The sequence below is a fragment of the Pseudomonas sp. NPDC089401 genome (assembly GCF_044749485.1).
In the GTDB taxonomy this organism is placed as follows: Bacteria; Pseudomonadota; Gammaproteobacteria; order Pseudomonadales; family Pseudomonadaceae; genus Aquipseudomonas.
In genome coordinates this window covers 834370-856885 of sequence record NZ_JBIVIA010000001.1, presented here as the reverse complement: position 1 = coordinate 856885, position 22516 = coordinate 834370, and the positions used below count along the sequence as shown (strand labels likewise).

Sequence of the window (22516 nt, the reverse complement as noted above, 5' to 3'; positions counted from 1 at the left end):
GGCGCCTGCACGGCGTGTGCAGGCGCCGCAGGGATCAGTTGCTGGCGGCCAGCGACACGTCCACCGCCTGCTGGGTCAGCTTGTCCATTTCGCCCGAGCTGATCTTCGCCTCGATGAAGGCATCCAGCACGGCGATGTCCGCAGCCGGCGTGTTCTTGTTCAGCCCCAGGTTGATGCCCTGCTCGGCGAGCTTCGGTGTGGGCGTGAAGGTCTTGGCCCAGTCCGGATGGGCCGAGGTCAGCAAGGTGTTGGTCATGCTGTCGTCGGCGAGGAAATCGGCGCGCTTGGACATCAGCGACAGGCGGGTTTCATCGAAGCCCGGCAGGCGCACGATCCTGGCCTGTTTGAGCACCGCCGACACGGCCTTGTCCTGGGCCGTGCCCGACATCACCGCGACGTTGATGCCGGGCTTGTCGACATCGGCCATGCTGTTGACGCCCCCGGCGAGTTTCGGGTTCCTGCCGCTGTAGGCGAAGTTGACGCTGTAGCCGATCGCCGGCTTGGAGAACGTGATGGCCTTGCGCCGCTCGGGGGTATCGTTGAGCGCCAGGGAAAGGTCCCACTTCTCGGATTGCAGCCCGGCGACGATGTTGTCCCAGCTGGTGTCGACGAACTGCACCTTGACCTTGAGCACCTGCTCACCGAACTGCTTGCACAGCTCGGGGAACAGGCCCGAGTAGTCGCCGGTCCTGGGGTCGCGCATTACGTAGGGTGGCGAGGTGGCCGCACCGCAGCGCAGCACACCGGCCTCGCGCACAGCCTTCCAGCTGTCGGAAGCGTCGGCGGCCAGCGCCGAAGCAGCGGGAACAGCCACCAGCAGTGAGACGGCGGCCAGCGCTTTGAGCCATTTCGAAGGGACCTGGAACATTTCATAGCCTCTCTATTATTCGAATTGGGAAACCACACAGTTTCAAGGCAGTGTCGTTGACGCATCGCTTCGGTTTCTTCTCTCTTCCCTGCTCACCCCGTGCAGCCGCACAGGGTGCCGGCCGCGACGTTTCAGCCCTGTCGCCGTGCCGGTAAACCCCTCCTCTTCGCCCGATTATTTTGTCGACCCTTTGCCGACATCTGTCAACGATTTTTCATTCCCATAAATCCAATGCTTACTTATCTGCATGATTTACATGAATTTAAAATTTCCAATCTGCCCCTATGCTTCCCATGGATTGACAACGATGACGGAGTGAACAACAGTAATGTCGACATCAGATCGACAATGCATGACACTTTCAGACTGATGTTCTCGGCCATCCAGACAATCAACAATTCCCATCGAGGCGCACATGTCCGAACAACAATCAGTCATCGTGGTCACCGGCGGAGCGAGCGGCATCGGCGAGGCAGCCGTGCGTCGTTTTGCCCGTGAACCAGGCCATACCGTGGTGATCGGCGACATCAACCTCGAGCGCGCCGAACGCCTGGCGGGCGAACTGCGCGATGCCGGCGCGGCGGTATACGCGCAGCGGCTCGACGTCGCCTCGCAAGCGCAGGTCGAGGCGTTCTGCAGGCAGGTGCTCGACACCCATGGCGTGCCGCAGGTGCTGGTCAACTCAGGGGGGTTGCTGCAGAACGCGGTGCACCTGTTCGACCTGGATATCGAGGAGTACGACCGCCTGCAGAACGTCAACGTACGCGGCACGTTGCTGGTTTCCAGGGCACTGGCCCGGCCGATGTGCGAGGTGGGCGCCGGCAGCATCATCAACCTGTGCTCGCTGACCAGCTTCCGGCCCTCGGCGCAGATCGGCTATGCCGTCGGCAAGGCCGGGCTGCACATGCTGACCCAGGTGATGGCGGCGCAGTGGGGGCCGCACGGTGTGCGGGTGAATGCCGTGGCGCCGGGCTATACCCTGACGCCGGCCATGCAGGCGCGGATCGACAGCGGCGAGCGCGACCCGGCGGCGGTGATCGACAAGTCGGCCCTGCGCCGCTTCGTCGACCCGGCGGAGGTGGCCGAAACCATCCACTTTCTCTGCTCGAAGGGTGCCTCTGCGATCACCGGGGCGATCCTGCCGGTGGATTGCGGCTGGCTGGTGACCTCGGCTTACGCGGCCTACGCCTCGCAACCCGGCTGAACCAGACGGGGCCGCCTGGCGGCCCCGCTGAGGCCTCAGCGGATGTAGCTACCGCCATTGACGTCCAGGGTGGCGCCATTGAGCGACGCCTGCGAGGGACGCAGGGTGAAGGCGACCAGTTCGGCGATTTCCGCCGGGCTGGCCATGCGCCCGACAGGGATATCGGCAAGCGCAGCAGCCTCGCCGTGCTGGGCGACGAATTGCTCGGCCATGTCGGTGCGCACCCAGCCCGGTGCGATCGCCACCGCCACCACGCCCTCGCCTGCCACGCTGCGCGCCAGCGATTTGGTCAGGTTGATCAGCGCCGCCTTGCTCGAACCATAAGGCAGGGCATCGGCAGCATAGCCGCGTTGCGCCGCACGGCTGGCCATGTTGATGATGCGCCCGCCGCCGTGGCTGCGGTAATGCGCAACCGCCTCACGGCAGAGGTCGGCAGCGGCGAAGAAATTGACCTGGAATTCACGGCGCCATGCTTCGCGCCATTGAGTGGATGGTGCGTCCAGGGCAATTTCGGTACGAATGCCGGCATTGTTCACCAGCCCATCGATTCTGCCACCACAGAGCTCCAGTGCCGCGCGCCACAATTGCTCAGGGCCCGCCTCCTGGCTCAGGTCACCCTGCACGATCCAGCCTTGCCCTCCGATGCGCTCCAGTAGCTGTTGCGCACCTTGTGCATCGCGGCTGTAGTGAATCACCGGACGCGCACCTTCGGCAGCCAGGCGCTCGACAATCGCTGCGCCGATGCCGCCGGAGGCCCCGGTTACCAGAACGGTTTGCCCCGCCAGGGGACGTGTTGGGTCGCTCATCTGTATTCACCTTGCATTGTTGAAAACGTCGCAGGCCGCCCCCGCTCGCCGGGACGGCCCTGAAATACGTTATTTCGCCGAATTGGCCTGGACCGACGCCCTGTCCACCAGTTGCTGGATCTCGCCGGTGTCGCGGCGTTGCCGCAGGTAGATGTTCAGTACCTCGAGGTCTGCCGCGGAGATATCGCGACGCACGCCGAAGGACACGCCCTGCTTGGCCAGCGCTGGCTTGGGCAGGATCTCCCGGGCCCAGCCGGGGTTCGCCAGCGCGAAGAGGTGATTGGTGTCGCTGGCATCGACCAGTACGTCGGCGCGCTTGGACATGACGGCCAGACGCGCCTCGTCCATGCCGGGCAGGCGCATGATCTTGCCATTGTGCACCGCCGCAGAGATGGCTTTGTCCTGTGCGGTGCCTGACATCACAGCGAAGGTGATGTCCGGCTTGTCGAGGGCAGCGATGTCGTCCTTGAGTTCGATCAGCTTGGGGTTGTCCTTGTTCGCCAGCAACGAGACCTGGTAGTCGGTCGCAGGCACCGTGAAAGACACCGCCAGCGCCCGTTCGGGGGTCTGGTTCAGGGCCATGGCCAGGTCCCACTTGTTGCTCTGCAGGCCGGCCACCAGGTTGTCCCAGTTGGTGTCGACGAACGCCACCTTGACCTTCAACACCCGTTCGCCGAAGTCACGGCACAGGTCGACGAAATAGCCGCTGTAGTCCCCGGTCTTGGCATCGCGCATCACATAGGGCGCAGCCACCGCAGCGCCGCAGCGCAACACACCGGCTTTCTGCACGTCTTGCCAAATCGAATTTTCAGCGGCCTGGGCCGCCGCTTGGCCCAGCAAAGCGCCGCAAAGACCAACGCCCAGCACCAGCGCTTTGAGGGAAGACGGGATTGGAAGAGACATGTGGGACCTCACTGATAATCGTTGTTTTTGGCAGGAAGGTACGGCGCACAGCTGCATGCGTTTTTGTGTGCATGACTGCATTCAAAATAGAAATTATGATAGACACTGTCAATGTCCTTTCACGGCCTTGAACCAAGGGTCAGGAAAGTAGCTATTTGCGGGAAACCATAGCGCTCGGGGCGCGGCGGGCAGGATGTCTGCATGCGAAAGCAATCCAGCATCTTAGCGTGAGAAAAAATGTATTTAACTCACCAAACCTTTCCACTCAAGCTGTAAGGAACAGTGATGCCTTGGCCGCAGACGGCCGGCGAACAGGAGATCGACATGAATCTGAAAGACGAACTGGCGCTTTTGATTCGGCAGGAAGAAATCCTTCAGTTTCCGCGTTTCGATGAAGAGATCGCGTGGCAACTCGGCACCCTGCTCCACGGCTGGGCGACGGCGAATGACTGGCCGCTGGTGATCGACGTGAGGCGTTTCGACCGACCGTTGTTTTTCGCCGCTCGCCCCGGCATCACGTCCGACAACCATGACTGGGTCAGGCGCAAGGCCAATACCGTGCAGCGCTTCCTGCGCAGCTCCTACCGGATCAAGCATCAACTGGCCCTGGAAAACCTCGACATCAGCCAACGCTACTACCTCTCGCCAGCGGACTACGCGAGTGTCGGCGGTGGCTTTCCGCTGGCCGTGCAAGGTGCAGGGGTGATCGGCTCCATCACCGTCTCAGGCCTTCCCGACCGCCAGGACCATCAGCTCATCGTCGAGGCGTTGTGCGAAATGCTCGGCCAGGACCGGGACGCGCTGGCGCTGCCTGCCGAGGCGCCGCGCTAGCCTGCAGGCAACTGCTCGTTGCACCCCGGCCTTGCGGCACGGCGCGCAGGCTTTGTCCGTTTACGGATCAGAACGCTCCAATAACAATTAACGAGTCTATCCATGTCCAACACCTCACTTGCACCTGGCTTGAAGCAGCGTCACGTCACCATGTTGTCGATTGCCGGGGTCATCGGCGCCGGCCTGTTCGTTTTCTCCGGCCATGCCATCGCCAAGGCAGGCCCTGCCGCACTCCTGGCCTATCTCTTCACCGGGGCACTGGTCGTGCTGGTGATGCGGATGCTGGGTGAAATGGCGGTGGCGTCCCCGGATACGGGCTCGTTTTCCACCTACGCGGACCGCGCGATCGGCCGCTGGGCCGGGTTCAGCATCGGCTGGCTGTACTGGTGGTTCTGGGTGCTGGCCATTCCGCTGGAGGCGATTGCCGCGGCGAACATCATCAATGCCTGGCTACCGGCCGTGGACACCTGGATCATCGCTTCGGCACTGATCCTGCTGCTGACCTGCTCCAACTTCTTCAGTGTCGCCCGATACGGCGAGTTCGAGTTCTGGTTCGGCCTGGTGAAAATCGTCGCCATCATCGGTTTCATCGCCCTGTGCGGCGCGGCGCTCATGGGCCTGCTGCCCGAGCGCGAGGTCAGCGGTATGGGCCAATTGATGGCGCTGCACGGCGGCTTTGCGCCGAATGGCCTGGGCGCGATCGTCGGGGCGATGCTGACCACGATGTTCAGCTTCATCGGGGCGGAGGTGGTGACCATCGCGGCCGCCGAATCGAAGAACCCTGCCCGGCAGATCACCCGCGCGACCCACTCGGTGGTGTGGCGCATCTGCGTCTTCTACCTGCTCTCGATCGTGATGATCCTGTCCATCGTCCCGTGGAACGACCCACGCCTGCCTCAAGTGGGTTCGTTCCAGCGTGCACTGGAGATCATGCGGATTCCCAATGCCAAGCTGATCATCGATGTGGTGGTGTTGCTGGCCGTCGCCAGCTGCATGAACTCCCAGGTCTACACCGGTTCGCGGATGCTCTACTCGCTGGCGCAACGCGGCGATGCGCCGCGCTTCCTCAAGCGCGTCAACCCGGCGAAAGTGCCGCTCGCCGCCGTGGCCTGCACCACGGCCCTCGGCGTGGTGGCGACCTTCATCAACTATTTCGCGCCTGAGAACGTGTTCAAGTTCCTGCTTTCGACCTCAGGGGCGGTGGCATTGCTGGTCTACCTGGTGATTGCCATTTCCCAGTTGTGCCTGCGCAAGAAGTTGCTGGCTGCCGGCAAGACGCTGGAGTTGCGCATGTGGCTGTTCCCCTGGCTGACCTGGCTGGTGATCGTGTTCATCAGTGGCGCGTTGATCAGCATGTTCTTCATCCCGGCCTATCGCCCGGAAATCACCGCAACGGGGCTGCTGACGATCCTGATCATCTGCCTGGGGCTGCTGAACGCGCGCAAAGTTTCGCACCCCTCCACGGCGCAGCCCAAAGCACGGGCTCCGCTGCCTGAATGACCGTCAACCCTCTTTTCCATTGTGCTGTTTGATTGATTCGTCAGGATTGACCGTTGGTTCCGCCGGGACCAACGGTGGATTTTGTTGGGGGCTCATAAGCCCGACCGCGGCCACAGAAGTCGTGGATAGTATGCAAGCGGCGTTTGGTCGGTGGCATCGGGTCGAAAGCGGTCACTCGCGACCGGCAGCTCTCGACCCGGAGCTACCGTTGAGTCCAATAGGAGTCTTGTGGGAGCGGGCTTGCCCGCGAAGACGACATCACAGTGGATGGCACCGGCTGTGCCGGTGTTCGCGGGCAAGCCCGCTCCCACAGAGTCAGCGTTTCGCTTGCTGGTGACAGGTAGTGGCGATTGCCAACCCAGTGTCTGCTCCGGGTCGATAGCAACCTCCAGCGAGCCTGAAAGGCATTTGTTCATCTTCACCCCAGCCCACGGCCTCTACAATTCGCCCATCACCAACCCTGTCAGGAGCCACCTCGCATGCCTCCCGTCCATGACGCCGCCCAGACCGGCTTCTCCCGCCAGGCCCAGACCTACACCCAGGGCCGGCCAACCTACCCTGTAGCCTTGTCCAGCTGGCTGCAGCAGACGCTGATGATCGACCGGCAAACACGCGTGATCGACCTCGGCGCCGGCACTGGCAAGTTCACCCGCCTGCTGCAGCCGCTGACTGACCGGCTGATTGCCGTCGAGCCCATCGATGCAATGCGCCAGGAATTCGCCAAGAGTGTGCCCGGCATCGAGGTGCTTGCCGGAACCGCCCAGGCAATGCCCCTGTCCGCTGCCAGCGCTGACGTGGTGCTGTGCGCCCAGGCCTTCCATTGGTTCGCAGACGCCCAGGCACTGGCGCAGATCCATCGAGTGCTCACGCCTGGCGGGCGCCTGGGGCTGGTGTGGAACGTACGGGACGAATCGGTCGATTGGGTCGCGGCGATTACCCGGATCATCACACCTTACGAGGGCGACACACCGCGCTTTCATACCGGCCAATGGCGCGATGCGTTCGATGGCTCAGGCTTCACAGCGCCCGAACCGACAAGCTTCGACCACACCCACGTCGGCAGTGCCGAAACGGTGATCATGGATCGTTTTCTGTCGGTCAGCTTCATCGCCAGCCTGCCGCCTGCAGAGAAGGCCGAGGTTACCCAGCAACTGCGCGAACTGATCCAGACGCATCCGGCGCTGCGGGGTCAGGCAAGCATCGCGTTTCCCTACCAGACCCAGGCCTACCTCTGCCATCGACTTGGCTGAGGGGCTAGCTCGCTCGAAATCGCCAGGGGGGGAGCACGGTCAGGGTGACATGTGAAGGCTTGTCGCTGCTCATATGAACCGTATTCCGAGCTACCCGCTTGTTTGCAGCCAGCCCTTCAGGCTCACCGCTATTTGGGTTCACATCGAAGCGGGGGAAATTGCTGCTCGCAATATCAATGCGAAGGCGATGACCTTCCTTGAAGCGATTGCAGGTGGCGAATGGCGTGATCGATACCTTGAAGCACTGCCCAGGCACGGTGGGTGAAGGTTCACTCCAGGACTCGCGGTACCGGACACGGATGATGCCGTCTGTGATGTTCATGGCGAAGCCGCCCGGGTAATCAATGCTCGGCGGGTACACGTCAACGAGCTTTGCGGTGAAGTCGGTGTCGAGGCCATCTGTCTCCACCCAGAGCTCGAACTCGATGCTACCGGCAACCACAAGGTCAGACGTCAGGGGCTCGGTTTCAAAGCTGAGCACATCAGCCCTTGCATGCAATGGGCGGTTATCACCTCGGGCGCCAAAGAAACGGGGCGACTCGCGTTGGTCGTATGCACCACCGGCAAATACAGGAGCACCTGAAGTAAGCGCCCCACCGATGGTTGGCACCGGGCTCAGGGGATCTGCCAGATAGCTCTGCTTGGCGGGTGTTGCAGGCAAAGCCTCTCGCAGAGCGCCGTCAGCGTGGAGGTACAGCACCCTTTGCTCGCTACCGGGCAACGGCCAATGGTTGGCCGTCATCCACTCTCCGCCATGGTCGATTCGCAGGTTCTCGTCCCTGCGACCCGACCCGCCTCCCATGATGAACACCTGCACCTGTTGAGACGAACGCAGGGCCGAGGCTGATTGAAGCAGGTGGGTTTCAAACCACTGCAAGCGGCAAGCCAACCAGTCGTCCTCTACATGGCCATCGAATGCGGCTGTCAATCCGTACTCGGCGTCACCGCTGTGGGTGATATTCCTGTCGCCGTGAAGCCATGGCCCCATGATCAAGCGCTGGGGCGCGCTACCGTGGAGGGTGAAAGCATGAAAGTTTTCCAGCGTGGAACTGACGTAGGCGTCGTACCAGCTGGACATGTGGAGGACTGGGATATCGGGGATGCTGGCGCGATAGTGATCGGCGCAGATACCCAATTGCGTCCAATAAGCGTCGTAGCTACCGCGTCGCCATTGATCGAGCAGGTAATCCTCGTACTCGGGGGCATGACGCAAGGGAGAGTGCCCGGCGTGCCAGGGCATGTTGGCGAACCACGCATGTATGTCTTCCTTCTCGAGCGATGTTCGCAAGAGCGGGTCGGCCTTTGCTGCCGGGCTTTCCTTGGCCTGCTTGTAGGCCCAGGTGGCCTGCTTGAGTTCAAATGCGCCGCCTTGGCGAATGCCGCATTGGAAAGCGTTGGCGAAACCACCCGAGTCGAGCACCATCGTGCAGAGACCTGGTGGGTTGAGGCAGGCCATGGCCAACTGAGTATGTGCAGCGTAGGAGAGCCCCATGCTGCCGACTCGGCCATTGCACCAGGGCTGTTCTACCAGCCAGGCAAGCGTGTCGTAGCCGTCCTCAGCTTCGTTGACGTATTTGACGAAGTCACCCTCAGATCCATATCTCCCACGGCAATCCTGGAACACCGTCACGAAACCCTTGGCGGCAAACGCAGCGGCCATCTCCTCTCGACCGAGATGGTGTCCGTCGAGACGCTTCTCCGAACGGGAAGGCATGGATTTGTTGTATGGCGTGCGTTCAATGATCACCGGAAGCGGCGTGATCGTGGCGTCGGGCAGGTAGATATCCGTGGCCAGCCGAACGCCATCGCGCATCGGCACCATCAGGTTTTTCATAGCATGCATGTTTGCGACTCTGAATTGCCGGGCTGCCGGGGCAGCCCCTGGATTAGTAACCGACGAAGACAGCGATGCTGAGCAGTACCAGCGCAATCGCGGTGAAGACAAGGAAGAGTGGCCAGATAAAGCGCGCCCACTGCCCCCAGCCCACCTGGGCCGTTGCCAGCAAAACCAGCAAACCGCTGGAGGTAGGCGTAATGAGGTTGGTCAGTCCATTCCCCAGCAGGAAGGCGTACACCGTGGTTTGCGGGGTGACGCCAGACAGTTGGCCAAGCGGGCCGAAAATCGGCATGGTCACAGCGGCTTGACCCGATGTGGAAGGGATCAGCACATCCAGGCCTAGCTGCGCGAAGAACATGCCGAAGGCCGAGACTAGCGGCCCGTGTTCGCCGACCAGTTCCGAAAGGTGGTTGACGATAGTGTCGAGCACCTGGCCCGTGCTCAGGATGATTTCCACCGCAGTAGCAAGGCCGATCAGCACCCCGGCCATCAACACCTTTTTCATGCCATCGACGAAGGCGCCGGCAGCCTCGCTGGCGCCGATGCCAGCAACGACAGTGAATACCATGCTCAAGGCCAGGTAGTACGCGGAGAGCTCTGGATACTTCCAATGCCACTGGTTCGAGGCATACACCAGAAATCCCACACCGAGTGCCAGGAGGATGAGATTGGCAGCGTGACGCGGGTGAAGGCGTGATTGCCTGAAGTCAAACTGGGCTGTGCTATCGAAGCCGTGGCGGCGAATGCTGAACAGCACGAAAGCGATACCGACCACCAGGAAGGTCAGGTACGTCACCACCCGCATGTCGAGGCCGCTGAACATGGGCACGCCAACCAGAGGCTGAGCAACTGCCAATGCCACGGGGTTGGTAATCGAACCGAGGTAGCCGACCTTGACGGATATGGCGACTATCGCCAAACCGATGATGTTGGGAAGGCCAAGCCTGTTGGCCATCGCAACCATCAGCGGCACGATCAGGATGAATTCCTTCGCCAGGCCCATGAAAGTGCTCCCGGCAGAGAACACCAGCATCAGGCAGGGAACCAGAACGTAGATGTTGCCCTTCGTCAGGCCCAGGATCCTCTCAAGGCCTGCGTCGATAGCGCCAGCCTTGTTCAGCACACCGAACATCCCGCCAATGAACAACACCATGAAAATAAGCCCGGCACGTTTCTCGATGCCTTGCGGAATCGCCATGAAGGCTTCCACCAGGGAAACAGGCCGTGCTACCTCTGCATTCGCAACGCGTGGTTCCACAGAGAACAACTGAGCGAAGCCGGAGTCCTTTTGTAGCGTCTGGTATGAACCAGGGACAACCGCAATGTCCTTGCGCTCAAACTGGCCGGAGTCAACAAAGTAGGTGAATGCGAGCGCCATGAAAACGATGCTCAGCAGAATCAATGCAGGGTTGAGCTGTCTGGAAGCTTTGCTGGAAACGGGGCTGGAAGGTGAAGCCTCATCAGCCTTTTCGGCTATAGCCGACGGAGCGTGGGAACGGTTCATAGTGCGCATTCTCGATTGTTGTTCTTGGGGTGCCCAGGCGTTATGGCGGCACACTAGAACAACCCATCGTGATCGCTCAATCTTATGAATGATCCGGGTTGCCCTATGCGTTATCTGTCATTCGAGATCGCTCTGAGTCGCTCGCTCATGTGCTGTGCGAACGCCTCGACCAGTCGGGATCGGGGTTGATCTTTGCGGAAAATCAAACCGAACCGGTACGCCAGCATGGGTCGAAGAGGCCTGATCAAAAGCGCAAGCCCCCCCGTGTCTCGGGCCAGCAATCCGTTGATGATCGAGACGCCCATACCCTCTGCAACGAATGCACAGGCTGCACTGACAGAGTGAACTTCGACCCGCACCTGCGGGGTCACACGCGCCTCGCGAAAACGCTGGTCCAGTTCCGAGCGAAGATTGCGTTGCCGCCCCAACAGCACCAGGGGGACCTCTCGAAGATGATCAACAGTGACCTCGGACAGTTCTGCCAAAGGATGCCCCTCAGGCATCACGCAGACGCCCTCGGTCTCCAGCACCGGTTGTACCTCGAAATCTGGAAGCTCTGCAGGCAAGCGGACAAACGCGAAGTCTGCGCTGCGGTCCAGAACAGCACGCTCCAAGGTGTCGTAGCCTCCGGTAAGGATCTCAACTACGACGTCTTCCCGTTCACGAAGAAACTCGGCCACGATGTTGGGTAGCAGGTGATGAGTCATGCTGGTCGGTACCGCCACCCGCAGCAAGCTGCGTCGGGAGCGCCCCACCCTGAGTTCGTCTGCCAGACGCTGCACACGCTGGAGGTTGTCGACAAGCGTGGAGACCTGGCCAAGCAATTCTTCCGCCTCGGGCGTGGCCATCAATCGACCTTTTCGACGCAGGAAAAGCGAGAAACCCAAGTGATCTTCCAGCTGTGTCAGAAGCCGGCTGACAGCTGACTGGGATAGATCCATCCGGGTAGCTGCTCCGATAGTGGAGCCGGTCGCCATGATGGCTTGAAACGCTTCGAGTTGCTTGAGGTTCACTTCCTGCTCCCAACGATGTGACCCGGAGCGTGCGCATAGGGTAATGCGCATCACTCATAACGTTGTGACTTGATTCACAGGACGGTAGTGTCCGCCGCACGAACACGTCGAGTCCAGTCTTTACCGATGTTGTGACTGGCGCCTTACAAGTGTTCGATTGCCAATCTGCCCACAATTACAACACCTAGCAGAGACTTCCAATGCGCATGCTTTTGAGCACGAGCACCCTCGCTTGCGCGGGTGCAATGACCAGCCTCGTCCCCGATTTGGCAGTTGCCGAATTCTTCAAAGACTCCCAAGCCCGTTTGCAACTTCGCAATTACTACTTCAACGACAACTATCGCGATGGCGGCAATGACCGAAGGGAATGGGCCCAGGGTTTCATTCTCAAAGCACAATCGGGTTTTACCGAGGGTACGGTCGGGTTCGGGATGGAGGCATTGGGCCTTTCAGGAATACGCTTGGATTCAAGCCGGGCTCACGCAGGGACGGGGCTTCTCCCTGTTCATGATGATGGCCGGGCTGCCAGCGAATACTCCAGCCTTGGGATCACTGCCAAGCTTCGCTGGCAAGATACGTTGCTCAGCACAGGTACATTGTTGCCCAAGATCCCAGTGCTTGTTTACAACGATGGGCGCCTCTTGCCTCAGACGTTTAAAGGCACCCAAGTCGAGTACACCGGCATTGATCGGCTATACGCCCACGCAGGTCATCTGGACAAGCTCAAGGCGCGGAACTCTACCGATAGCGTCGATATCTTTCCGCAAGGCTACACGGGGAGCGAAGGCACCGACTTCGACTTCGCCGGGTTGCGCTACGACCTCAGCAAGCAGCTCAGCATGAGCACCTACTACGGTGAGCTCCGCGACTTCTACCGGCAGCAATTCTACGGTTTGGTTTACACGGCCCCTGTCGGGAAAGGAACCTCGACGAGTGATCTCAGGTACTTCGTCAGCGATGATGCAGGAAGTGCCAGCAATGGCGCAGTGGATGCCGACATGTTCAGCGGGCTGTTCACCTATCGCCAAGCAGGGCATTCACTCGGTTTCGGGTATCAGAAAGTCAATGGCAGCACCGCTCTGCCATACGTGAGCGTGAGTACGGTGTACTCCTTCAGTAACGCCAGCATCGGGAAATTCATCCAGCCCGGTGAGCGCACGTGGATGCTGCGCTACGACTTCGATTTCGCCAGCGTCGGTGTGCCTGGCCTGGCCTTCATGACACGGTACTATAAGGGCAGTGGTGGTGATTATCGTGGGATGGATGCCAGGGAGCATGAGACTGATAGCCAGCTGAGGTATGTGATTCAGGATGGCGTTTTCAAGGGGGTGGGCGCCGAGCTGCGGCATGCTACATCACGAAGCAGCTACGCCAGTGATCGCGACAATGTTCGGGTCTATCTGACTTATGAAGTTTTGTTATGGTGAGGGTGCACCCTGGGCCGCTGGCCGCCGTCAGCTACTGACTGCTATCGACCCATAGCAGCCGTTGAAAAAGAAACGATATCGTGAGCGCTACGCGCACCCTGTGGGAGCGGGTTTATCGAGACGTCGAACCGCCGCGAAGCAGGCGCCGCGGTGGATGGCACCGGCTGTGCCGGTGTTCGCGGGTAAACCCGCTCCCACAATGGATGGTGGTCGGGCTCAACGGCAGCTTCGGGTCGGATGGCGACGGTCATACCTCGACCGCCTCCCACTGCCAGGTAGGATCTTATTGGCAGACCGATGAGCAGCCCTGCGCCTATGCCCATGGTTATTCCCGTCGTGCGGTTACCCTTGAATCCAATCACCAGTTGCCAACATATAGGCAGAAAATGCGCGAGCATGGCAATCATTGCTGCTGAGCTTATTCCAAGGAACGCCAATACCCAGGGATTCGCGTGAAAGCGCAGGGGCGGCTCCCCGCCAACGACCCGCAATTCGCAAGGGGTCATCATGTCCCGCATGCAAACGAACGCGAAGATCAGGATGAGCATGCGCACAGTGATTTGGGTACGAGGAGTACTGCAAAGCCAGACGCCAAACAGTCCTATTATCGGAATGATACGCCACAGATAGCCCAGTAATACGGGCAGCGCTTCGAATGCCATATCATCGTCCATGAGGTAGAGGCGGCGGCTAGTCTAGACTCTCTTTGCCATTCACGCTGAGTATCGCCCTGATCAAGGTCTCATATGCTGTCTGTGCGCCGTGCTGGCTCGGACAGATGCAGTCGGTAGACGGATCGACAGCCACTGAATAGCTACGCTTGGTTTACTACCGGAACCGCTTGAGCAAAGCAGGCATTGCCGTACAGGAATCCACCATGACCGTCATCGATCGTCTTAGATACTTGCGCGTCGTCTTGGTTTTGGCTGGCATCGCATGCCTTGCGCTTTACCCACTCATGTTGTTCTGGCCCTCAGGTTGGGCCTGGCACGTGGGGCACTCGGACTACCCGCTGATGATCGTTGGCATCTACGGCACACTTGGTGTGTTCTTGATCCTAGCTTCGCGTGATCCATTGGCCAATCTGAGCCTGATCTGGTTCACCGTATGGTCCAGTGTCGTACACGGAGGCGTAATGGCCATCCAGGCAGCCACCCAGCCGGGGCAAATGGGGCACTTGGCAGGTGATGTGCCAGCGCTCTTCATCGTGGCGGCTGCGTTGGCCATCTTGACGCCACGCTCCAAATAGACCGGGCCTGGGCAACATCTGCCGCCAGCCTTCCTCGCCCGCTTTCAACCCATAGCGGACCCTCAAGAAATCGTTTGTTGTTTCCAAAATTTCATAGGCTGTTTACAATCGCGATCAATTCTTATCTGCATTAGTGATCGCGAGGAGTCAAGGATGTCGAACGGGCCGCAACCGCCTGCGTCGATTGGCGACGGCATTCACAGCCTTTACCGTGATCACAGTCAGTGGCTGATGGGATGGATACGCAGGCGTCTGGGTGATAACGAGCGTGCAGCAGACCTCACTCACGACACCTTCGTACGTTTGATAAGCGGTGCGCTGACCTGCATTCCTCAGGAGCCCCGGAGTTATCTTGCGACCGTGGCCAAGCGGTTGATGATCGATCAACTCCGTCGCCGCCAGTTGGAGCAAACGTATCTGGAGTACCTGGCCAACGAGCCGACATCTCAGGCGTGTTCGCCCGAGCACCGTCTGATTGTCCTGGAAACACTGATGCAACTGGACGCAATGCTCGATGGCCTGGGCATCAAGGTACGGCAAGCGTTCTTCTTCGTTCAGTTGGACGGCCTCAGCTACAGAGAGGTCGCTGAACGCTTGAATGTTTCGGTTAGCTCTGTCACCAAATACATTGCCAAGGCGACTGAGCGCTGTCTCTTTTTCGAGCTGGACTCAGAGGCATGAGTTTGTCCGACCGGCACTTGGCCTTGCGCGCCGCCGCACAATGGCATGCCAGATTAGGTGAATCGCCAGAGTGCCCATTCATACGTCGTCAGCAGGAAGACTGGCTCAGGCTTGACCCTCTGCATCAGTGGGCGTGGTCGCGGGTAGAGCGTTTACATTGCCGCTTGCAAAGCGTACCCGCAGCGCTGGCTCGGCAAACGCTGAGCGAAGACGCCAGGAGTATGGGGCGGCGTGCGCTGCTGAAAGGGTTGATGCTTGGCTTGGGAACGGCAACCGTTATTGGCGGTGGTTATATGCAGTCGCCGGAGTGGTTTGCAGACCTGCGCACCCGCGTGGGTGAGCGTCGCAGTCTCACCCTTGCCGACGATACTCGACTTCATCTCAATACGGCCTCCGCCGCAGACATTCGCTACGACGCAGAACGTCGGCTCATTGTGTTGTACGCGGGTGAAATCCTCGTAGAAACCGCAGCCGATTCCCGGCCTCTGCATGTGCGCAGTTCGCACGGTGACATGCAAGCCTTGGGTACCCGTTTCAATGTCCGTCTTTTCAACGACCGCACTCGGCTAACAGTGCTGGAGCATGCGGTGGCTGTGCGTAATGAGAACTTCAGCCAGGCAACCACCGTCCAGGCTGGCATGCGCCTGGACTTTGATAACACGCAACTGCTTTCACCACAGCCCGCTGATCTAAGTGAAAGCGAATGGAGCCATGGCCTTCTGGTTGTGGATGGCTGGCGACTTGACCGGACTTTGCGTGAACTGGAGCGCTATCGGACAGGTTTCATACGATGCAGCGATGCGGTGGCCGGCGTGCGCGTTTCCGGTGTATTCCCTTTGGACGATATCGAGCGCACGCTCCTTGTCATCGGCCAGGCGCTGAAGCTGAGAATGGAAACCCGCACCCGCTACTGGGTTCGCTTTTCGTAAAGCCTGAAAAAAGTTGCGCCGCCATTGTCGATTTTCAAAACTCGTCCGTGCTTCTCCTTCAAACAGCCTGCCAAGGGCACTTGAAGGAGCAGACATGCCACGCCTCACCCCACTCGCCAATACCTCACCACGCACATTGCCCAGGCTTTTATTGGGTGCAGCAGTCGTAATCCAGGCCGGCTTCATCCAGCCGCTCACCGACAAGACCAGCCAGGCCTGGGCAGAACAAGCGCTTCAGGCTTACCGGATTGCGCCAGGCCCGCTCGGCGCGGCATTGAACCAGTTTGCACGCGATGCAGGGGTCGTCCTGTCGTTCGGAACCGCATTGACCGATGGTCATCATACCGCCGGCCTGCAAGGCCGCTACAGCGTGGACCAGGGTTTCGCAGTGCTGCTCCAAGGCACCAGGCTGGAGGCGCTCAGGACTGGAGACAACTACCTGTTGACGGAAAAAACGGCAGACAGTGACGCGTTGCAACTGGGCGCCACCAACGTCAATGCCAACGGCCTGGGTGACACCACGGAAGGCACCGGCTCCTACACCACTGGGGCTACCCGGACCGCAACCAAGCTGCCCCTATCGATCCGCGAAACACCACAGTCGGTTAGTGTGGTGACCAGTCAACGGATTCGTGATCAGGACCTGGTGAGCCTGGAGGATGTGCTGACCCAGGCGCCTGGCGTGCTCTACAAGAAAAAGAGCAATGCATCGGACGATGAAGTCGGTATCTTCTCGCGTGGCATGAAGGTCGAAACGTTCCAGGTCGACGGCATTCCCACGGTATTCGAGCCCTCCATGAGCAGCCAGTCGAACGACATGGCGGTCTACGATCGGGTCGAGATCGTGCGCGGCTCCACCGGCCTGCTCAGCGGTACTGGCCAACCTTCAGCCACCATCAACATGGTGCGCAAGCGGCCAACACGCGAGTTCGCCGCCTCGGTCCAGGGCAGTGTCGGCTCTTGGGACAATTACCGCACCGAGGTCGACGTTTCTGGCCCGCTGGTGGAAAACGGTACCGTGCGTGGGCGCCTGGTCGGTGCCTACCAGACCGCCAATTCCTTCACCGACCGCCTGAGCACCGAGCGCCAGGTGGCATACGGCATCATCGAGGCGGACCTGAGCGAGCGCGATACCGTGAGCTTCGGTATCGACTATCAGGTGCGCAATTGTGACGCGTGCGGATACTTCGGCTTCCCAGCGTTCTACAGCAATGGTCAACGCACCGACTTCAAGCGTTCGTTCAACTCCGCAGCGGACTGGAGCCATGCCGACCGCCAGCGCACCTCGATATTCGGCACCTACGAGCACCGCTTCGACAACAACTGGCTGGCCAAGGTCGCGGTCACCAATGTCCGTGACGACAATGATATCGAGTACGGCTGGTTCAGCAGTTTCGGCTACCCCAACCAACAGACTGGCGCCGGTACCGGACTGTTCATGGCAAAGTGGCCGAGCAAGCCCGAACAGAACTCGCTGGACGCCTATATAACCGGCCCCTTCAACCTATTGGGGCGCGAGCACGAATTGGTAGTCGGGGTCAGTGCCATGCGCTACCGCAGTAACACCGGAGCCTATCCGCTGTGGTATGACCGCAGCGGGAGTGGCTGGGATCCGGCGATCCCTAATGTTTTCGAATGGCGTGGCGATATCGACAAACCGCCGCTCGACCGCCAGGGCGATGTCAAATACAGCCAGCGCCAATACGCCGCCTACAGTACTGTCCGCCTGAAACCCACCGATGATTTGTCGGTAATCCTCGGCACGCGCCTGAGCTACTTCAAGCTGGATCAGTCGGTAACCTACTACGGTGACCCCATCGACTATGCGCCGGGTGATGGCAAGAAACGAGAGAACGGTGAGCTTACGCCCTACGCCGGCATCGTCTATGACCTGAACGAGCATCACTCGATCTACGCCAGCTACACCAGCATCTTCAAGCCACAATCTAGCAAGACTGTCCAAGGTACCTTCATGAATCCTACTGAAGGCGACAGCTATGAAGTGGGTGCGAAAGGTGAGTATTACGACGGCAGGCTCAATCTGACTGCCGCTCTGTTCGAATCCAAGATCAGTAATTATCCTGTTGACTCGGGCCTGACCGACCCCAACTCGTTCGCCACCCTGGTGCAGCCAGCGGATGTGAAAATCAAAGGGCTCGAGTTGGAAGTGGCGGGGGAAATACTCTCAGGGTGGCAGATGCAGGCGTCTTACAGCCACGTCAACACGTATTACCCTGACGGTGTCGACGTCAACGTCGGCTTTCCAAAAAACTCCTTCAAACTGTTCACCACCTATGACCTGACCGGTGACCTCAATCGCTTGACCCTGGGCGGCGGTATTCGCTGGGAAAGCGCAACCAGTTATGGCAACACCGAAGTAATTCCAGATACAACCCTGGAGGCCAGTCAAGGTAGCTATGCCTTGGTTGATCTGCTGGCACGCTACCGCTTCGACGACCACTTCACCGGTACCGTCAATGTCAACAATCTGTTCGACAGGAAGTATTACGCCAGTACCAGTGTTTACAGTGACCTTTATGGGGAGCCGCGCAGCGTGACCGCCACGTTGCGTTGGGAATATTGAAAGGCGAACTGAGCCTGCTTTCCACAAAGAATTTCAATCGGGTTGCAACTGATAGTTTGATGTGATCACCCTTGTGGTGTGACGCTGGAACCGTCCTGCGCGACTGGTCGCTATGGGTCGAAAGCGGTCACTCGCGACCGGCAGCTCTCGACCCAAAGCTGCCGTTGAGCCCAATAGCAATCTTGTGGGAGCGGGCTTGCCCGCGAAGCAGGCACCGCGGTGGGTGGCACCGGCTGTGCCGGTGTTCGCGGGCAAGCCCGCTCCCACAGAGTCAGCATTTCGCTTGCTGGTGATAGGTAGTGACGGCTACCAACCCAATGTCTGCTATGGGGCGACAGCAGCCGCTAGCGAGTAAATCACGCCGCCCAGGTTTCATGCAGATGGCGCCACAGCACACAACCGCCCTGGAGGCTGAACAGTGCGGTCGAGATCCGTGTCCTGGCCTCCTGGCCGGGCAGCCGATGTGTCTCCCGGTAGCGGATCACCGCCCCCTCCGGCCACTGTGCCAGGGTTTCCAGTTCGGTGAGTTCGATGGTCAGCCCTGGCTGGCCACCTGCACGCGTTGCGAACAGGGTTGCCACATCCTGCAGACCAACCTGCAAACCGGTCGGCGTGACCATGGAGAAGTCCGCTGTGAAGCGCTCGATCATCGCCCCAACCTGGCCCTCCCCTCTGGCGAACAGCGCCTCGATCAGTACGTGCAGGTCGATGACTTCTTGAATGTACGGATTCATGGCATTCCATTCCTGGGTTGATCGCCGATTATGCCAGAGACGTTCACCGTGACATCGTCTGCGCTCGATCTGATAGGCGCTGAACATTTCAAGGCGAACACCGCACCCCACGCCCTGTCAGCCTGAAACCTCAGCCCAGAATCGCCCCCAGCACTTCATCGAGAATGGCAACGCCAGCCTCGATCTCCTCAGCGCTGACAATACATGGCGGCACCACGTGAATGCGGTTCTCGACCACGAATGGCAGCAGACCTTGCTCCAGCAATCTGGCCTTGATTGCCTGCATTCTGTCGGCAGCCAGCGGTGCACGGCTGTGTTGGTCGCTAACCAGTTCAAGTGCCCAGAATACGCCGGCACCGCGGACTTCGCCGATTGCGGGGTGACGCTGTTGCAGCTCGCGCAGGCGCGGGCCCAGGACGTTGGTGCCGATGTGCAAGGCGTTCTCGACCACTTGCTCCTCGCGCATGGCGTCAATGGACGCAACGATCGAGGCCATGGCCAGCGGGTGCCCGGAGTAGGTCAGGCCGCCTGGGAAGAAGTGGGTATCGAAGTAGCTGGAGATCTGCTCCGAGATCACCACACCGCCGACAGGCACATAGCCCGAGTTGACCCCCTTGGCGAAGGTGATCAGGTCAGGCACTACCGCATAGTGCTCCAGGGCGAACCACTTGCCGGTCCTGCCGAAGCCCGACATCACCTCGTCGAGGATCAGCATGATGCCGAACTCGGTCGCCAGCGCTCGAACACCCTGCATGTACTCGGCGGACGGCATCAAGATACCCGCAGTGCCGGGCAGGCTTTCCAGCAGAATGGCTGCAATCGAATTCGCACCTTCCGCCTCGATCACACGGCGCAAGTGACGCAGTGCACGCGCGGTCTCTTCGGCCTCGGTCTGTGCACTGAACTCGCTGCGATACAGATAAGGGGTGAAAAAGTGGACATGGCCACGGGCATATTCATTCGGCACCCGGCGAGGGTCACCGGTAGCGACGATCGCCGAGCCGGTATTGCCATGATACGACCGGTAGGCGGACAGCACTTTGTCACGCCCAGTGAACAGCCGCGCCATGCGCATGGCGTTCTCGTTGGCGTCGGCGCCGCCGTTGGTGAAGAAGACTTTCCTGAAGCCGGCAGGTGCCTGCTCGATGATGCGTTTGGCGGCCTCGCCGCGGGCCAGGTTGGCAGTGGCCGGAGCGACGGTGGTCAGCGTGGCGGCCTGCGCCTGGATGGCTGCGATGACCGCAGGGTGCTGATGACCCAGGTTGGTGTTGACCAACTGGCTGGAGAAGTCCAGGTAGCGCTTGCCGTCGTGGTCCCATACCGTGCACCCCTCCCCGCCTGCGATCACCAGGGGGTTGAGTGAACCTTGCGTCGACCACGAGTGGAATACATATTCGCGGTCCAGACCTTTAACGTATTCGTTGGTGATTGCCATGATGCGCAGCGACCTCTAATTGATCAGCCTGACAAAGAAAAGCCGCCAGCGTGGTGGCGGCGAGGTCTCCAGCCAAGGCTTTTGACAAAGGGTGAGAATCAATCCCGGCCTCTACCGGGGTCCCGTAGAAGCGCTACGGGGGTTGAGCGACAGCGCCATCGGCTTTCTCCGTCAGAACAGACGACGGCGCTGCCACTCGAACACGTCATGCGTCAGCTGTTGCTGGGGAACGCGAATTGCGCAGCTTCGTGGCTGGTGCGCTTCGGCCAGCGCTGGGTGATGGCCTTCTTGCGGGTGTAGAAACGCACACCGTCCGGACCGTAGGCGTGCAGGTCGCCGAACAGCGAGCGCTTCCAGCCACCGAAGCTGTGGTAGCTCACCGGTACCGGCAGCGGTACGTTGACGCCAACCATGCCCACTTCGATCTCGTCGCAGAACAGGCGTGCAGACTCGCCGTCACGGGTGAAGATGCAGGTGCCGTTGCCGTACTCGTGATCGTTGATCAGTTTGATCGCGTCTTCCAGGCTGTTCACCCGCACGATGCACAGCACCGGGCCGAAGATTTCTTCCTTGTAGATACGCATCTCTGGAGTCACGCGGTCGAACAAGGTACCACCGACAAAATAGCCATCTTCGTTACCCGCCACCCTGAAGCCTCGACCGTCTACGACGACTTTGGCACCAGCAGCCACACCATCATCGATGTAACCCACGACTTTATCGCGCGCAGCAGCGGTGACCAGCGGGCCCATGTCCAGGCCGCAGGTGGTGCCGGCACCAATTTTGAGTGCCTTGATCTGAGGCTCCAGCTTGGCGATCAGCGCGTCAGCTACCTGGTCGCCCACACACACAGCCACAGAGATCGCCATGCAGCGTTCGCCGCACGAGCCGTATGCCGCACCCATCAGCGCGCTGACCGCGTTGTCCAGCTCAGCGTCCGGCATCAGCACCGCATGGTTCTTGGCACCACCCAGGGCCTGAACACGCTTGCCGCGCCTGGTACCTTCGGCATAGATGTACTCGGCGATCGGAGTGGAGCCGACGAAGCTCAGGGCTTTGACTTGCGGTGCTTCGATGAGCGCGTCGACTGCTTCCTTGTCACCGTGCACAACGTTCAGCACGCCCTTGGGCAGACCGGCTTCATGCAGCAGCTCGGCAATCAGCAGGGTGGAGCTTGGGTCGCGCTCGGACGGTTTGAGGATGAAGCAGTTACCGCAAGCGATGGCCAGTGGGTACATCCACAGCGGCACCATGGCCGGGAAGTTGAACGGGGTGATGCCAGCGACTACACCGATGGGCTGAAGGTCGGACCATGCATCGATGTTCGGGCCGACGTTGCGGCTGTACTCGCCCTTGAGAATTTCTGGGGCCGCGGAGGCGAATTCGACGTTCTCGATGCCACGCTTGAGTTCACCCACCGCGTCTTCGATGGTCTTGCCATGCTCTTCGCTGATCAATTGAGCGATACGCTGCTCATTCGCCTCCAGCAATTGCTTGAAGCGGAACATCACTTGCGCGCGCTTGGCCGGCGGCGTGTTGCGCCAGGCAGGAAACGCTGCCTGGGCAGAATCGATAGCCTTTTGCACCGTTACGCGACTGGCCAGACCCAGCTTACGGATCGCCTGACCGGTGGCCGGGTTGAAAACGTCAGTGGTGCGCGCATCGTCAGCAACGTGTTCACCGTGGATCAGGTGCTTGATAGTGGCCATCTTGTTTCCTCACGCTTGTTGCCAAGCGGTCTGTTCGTTGTAGGGGTGGACG

The 22516-nt window shown here is 60.1% G+C and carries 18 protein-coding genes; 9 read left to right on the top strand and 9 right to left on the bottom strand.

Going from position 1 to position 22516, the window contains the following annotated elements:
* Positions 1–34: 34 nt before the first annotated feature.
* Entirely contained in the window at positions 35–868 is an 834-nt protein-coding gene (locus tag ACIP21_RS03960; protein ID WP_400684181.1) for a substrate-binding periplasmic protein, read from the bottom strand.
* Between the two features lie 415 nt (positions 869–1283).
* Between ACIP21_RS03960 and ACIP21_RS03955 the strand changes: the two genes are divergently transcribed.
* The gene (locus tag ACIP21_RS03955; protein ID WP_400684178.1) at positions 1284–2072 is read left to right on the top strand and encodes an SDR family NAD(P)-dependent oxidoreductase; all 789 of its coding nucleotides are present in this window, start codon (positions 1284–1286) and stop codon (positions 2070–2072) included.
* A 35-nt stretch (positions 2073–2107) separates the two neighbouring features.
* Here ACIP21_RS03955 and ACIP21_RS03950 read toward each other — a convergent pair whose 3' ends face one another.
* Both ACIP21_RS03950 and ACIP21_RS03945 read right to left on the bottom strand, forming a co-directional pair.
* Positions 2108–2878, bottom strand: coding sequence for an SDR family NAD(P)-dependent oxidoreductase (locus ACIP21_RS03950; RefSeq protein WP_400684175.1), 771 nt, complete (start codon positions 2876–2878; stop codon positions 2108–2110).
* Between the two features lie 69 nt (positions 2879–2947).
* On the bottom strand, positions 2948–3781 hold the full coding sequence (locus ACIP21_RS03945) for a transporter substrate-binding domain-containing protein (RefSeq protein ID WP_400684174.1): 834 nt from the start codon (positions 3779–3781) through the stop codon (positions 2948–2950).
* Positions 3782–4066: 285 nt separating this feature from the next.
* Here ACIP21_RS03945 and ACIP21_RS03940 point away from each other — a divergent pair, with 285 nt between their 5' ends.
* From ACIP21_RS03940 to ACIP21_RS03930, 3 genes are all read left to right on the top strand, one after another.
* The gene (locus tag ACIP21_RS03940; protein ID WP_400684171.1) at positions 4067–4612 is read left to right on the top strand and encodes a heme-degrading domain-containing protein; all 546 of its coding nucleotides are present in this window, start codon (positions 4067–4069) and stop codon (positions 4610–4612) included.
* A 102-nt stretch (positions 4613–4714) separates the two neighbouring features.
* Positions 4715–6112: a GABA permease gene (gene gabP, locus ACIP21_RS03935; protein WP_400684168.1), complete on the top strand. Its 1398-nt coding sequence runs from the start codon at positions 4715–4717 to the stop codon at positions 6110–6112.
* A 479-nt stretch (positions 6113–6591) separates the two neighbouring features.
* Complete coding sequence (locus tag ACIP21_RS03930; RefSeq protein ID WP_400684166.1) at positions 6592–7362, top strand: class I SAM-dependent methyltransferase; 771 nt, start codon at positions 6592–6594, stop codon at positions 7360–7362.
* 4 nt (positions 7363–7366) lie between these two features.
* Here ACIP21_RS03930 and ACIP21_RS03925 read toward each other — a convergent pair whose 3' ends face one another.
* From ACIP21_RS03925 to ACIP21_RS03915, 3 genes are all read right to left on the bottom strand, one after another.
* Positions 7367–9205, bottom strand: coding sequence for a CocE/NonD family hydrolase (locus ACIP21_RS03925; RefSeq protein ID WP_400684164.1), 1839 nt, complete (start codon positions 9203–9205; stop codon positions 7367–7369).
* Positions 9206–9248: 43 nt separating this feature from the next.
* Positions 9249–10703, bottom strand: a complete 1455-nt coding sequence (locus ACIP21_RS03920; RefSeq protein WP_400684161.1) for a YfcC family protein — start codon at positions 10701–10703, stop codon at positions 9249–9251.
* A gap of 110 nt (positions 10704–10813) precedes the next feature.
* Positions 10814–11716 carry a LysR family transcriptional regulator gene (locus ACIP21_RS03915; RefSeq protein WP_400684159.1) on the bottom strand — a complete coding sequence of 301 codons (903 nt, stop codon included), beginning with the start codon at positions 11714–11716 and terminating at the stop codon, positions 10814–10816.
* Positions 11717–11916: 200 nt separating this feature from the next.
* On the opposite strand from ACIP21_RS03915, the gene ACIP21_RS03910 reads away from it, so the two are divergent.
* From ACIP21_RS03910 to ACIP21_RS03890, 5 genes are all read left to right on the top strand, one after another.
* Positions 11917–13143 (top strand): OprD family porin, encoded by a 1227-nt coding sequence (locus ACIP21_RS03910; protein WP_400684157.1) that lies wholly within the window; start codon positions 11917–11919, stop codon positions 13141–13143.
* An 877-nt stretch (positions 13144–14020) separates the two neighbouring features.
* Positions 14021–14392 (top strand): DUF6632 domain-containing protein, encoded by a 372-nt coding sequence (locus tag ACIP21_RS03905; RefSeq protein ID WP_400684154.1) that lies wholly within the window; start codon positions 14021–14023, stop codon positions 14390–14392.
* Between the two features lie 153 nt (positions 14393–14545).
* Positions 14546–15073 carry a sigma-70 family RNA polymerase sigma factor gene (locus ACIP21_RS03900; RefSeq protein ID WP_400684152.1) on the top strand — a complete coding sequence of 176 codons (528 nt, stop codon included), beginning with the start codon at positions 14546–14548 and terminating at the stop codon, positions 15071–15073.
* Positions 15070–16002, top strand: a complete 933-nt coding sequence (locus ACIP21_RS03895; protein ID WP_400684149.1) for a FecR domain-containing protein — start codon at positions 15070–15072, stop codon at positions 16000–16002. The genes ACIP21_RS03900 and ACIP21_RS03895 overlap by 4 nt, the downstream gene beginning before the upstream one ends.
* A 94-nt stretch (positions 16003–16096) precedes the next feature.
* The gene (locus ACIP21_RS03890) at positions 16097–18586 is read left to right on the top strand and encodes a TonB-dependent siderophore receptor (protein ID WP_400684146.1); all 2490 of its coding nucleotides are present in this window, start codon (positions 16097–16099) and stop codon (positions 18584–18586) included.
* A 356-nt stretch (positions 18587–18942) separates the two neighbouring features.
* Here the strand turns inward: ACIP21_RS03890 and ACIP21_RS03885 are convergent, their stop codons facing one another.
* The 3 genes from ACIP21_RS03885 to ACIP21_RS03875 all read right to left on the bottom strand — a co-directional run bounded on the left by ACIP21_RS03885 (position 18943) and on the right by ACIP21_RS03875 (position 22464).
* Positions 18943–19407, bottom strand: a complete 465-nt coding sequence (locus ACIP21_RS03885; protein WP_400684144.1) for a DUF4440 domain-containing protein — start codon at positions 19405–19407, stop codon at positions 18943–18945.
* A gap of 43 nt (positions 19408–19450) precedes the next feature.
* Positions 19451–20755, bottom strand: coding sequence for an aspartate aminotransferase family protein (locus tag ACIP21_RS03880; RefSeq protein WP_400684141.1), 1305 nt, complete (start codon positions 20753–20755; stop codon positions 19451–19453).
* 212 nt (positions 20756–20967) lie between these two features.
* Positions 20968–22464, bottom strand: coding sequence for a CoA-acylating methylmalonate-semialdehyde dehydrogenase (locus ACIP21_RS03875; protein ID WP_400684138.1), 1497 nt, complete (start codon positions 22462–22464; stop codon positions 20968–20970).
* Positions 22465–22516: the final 52 nt, after the last annotated feature.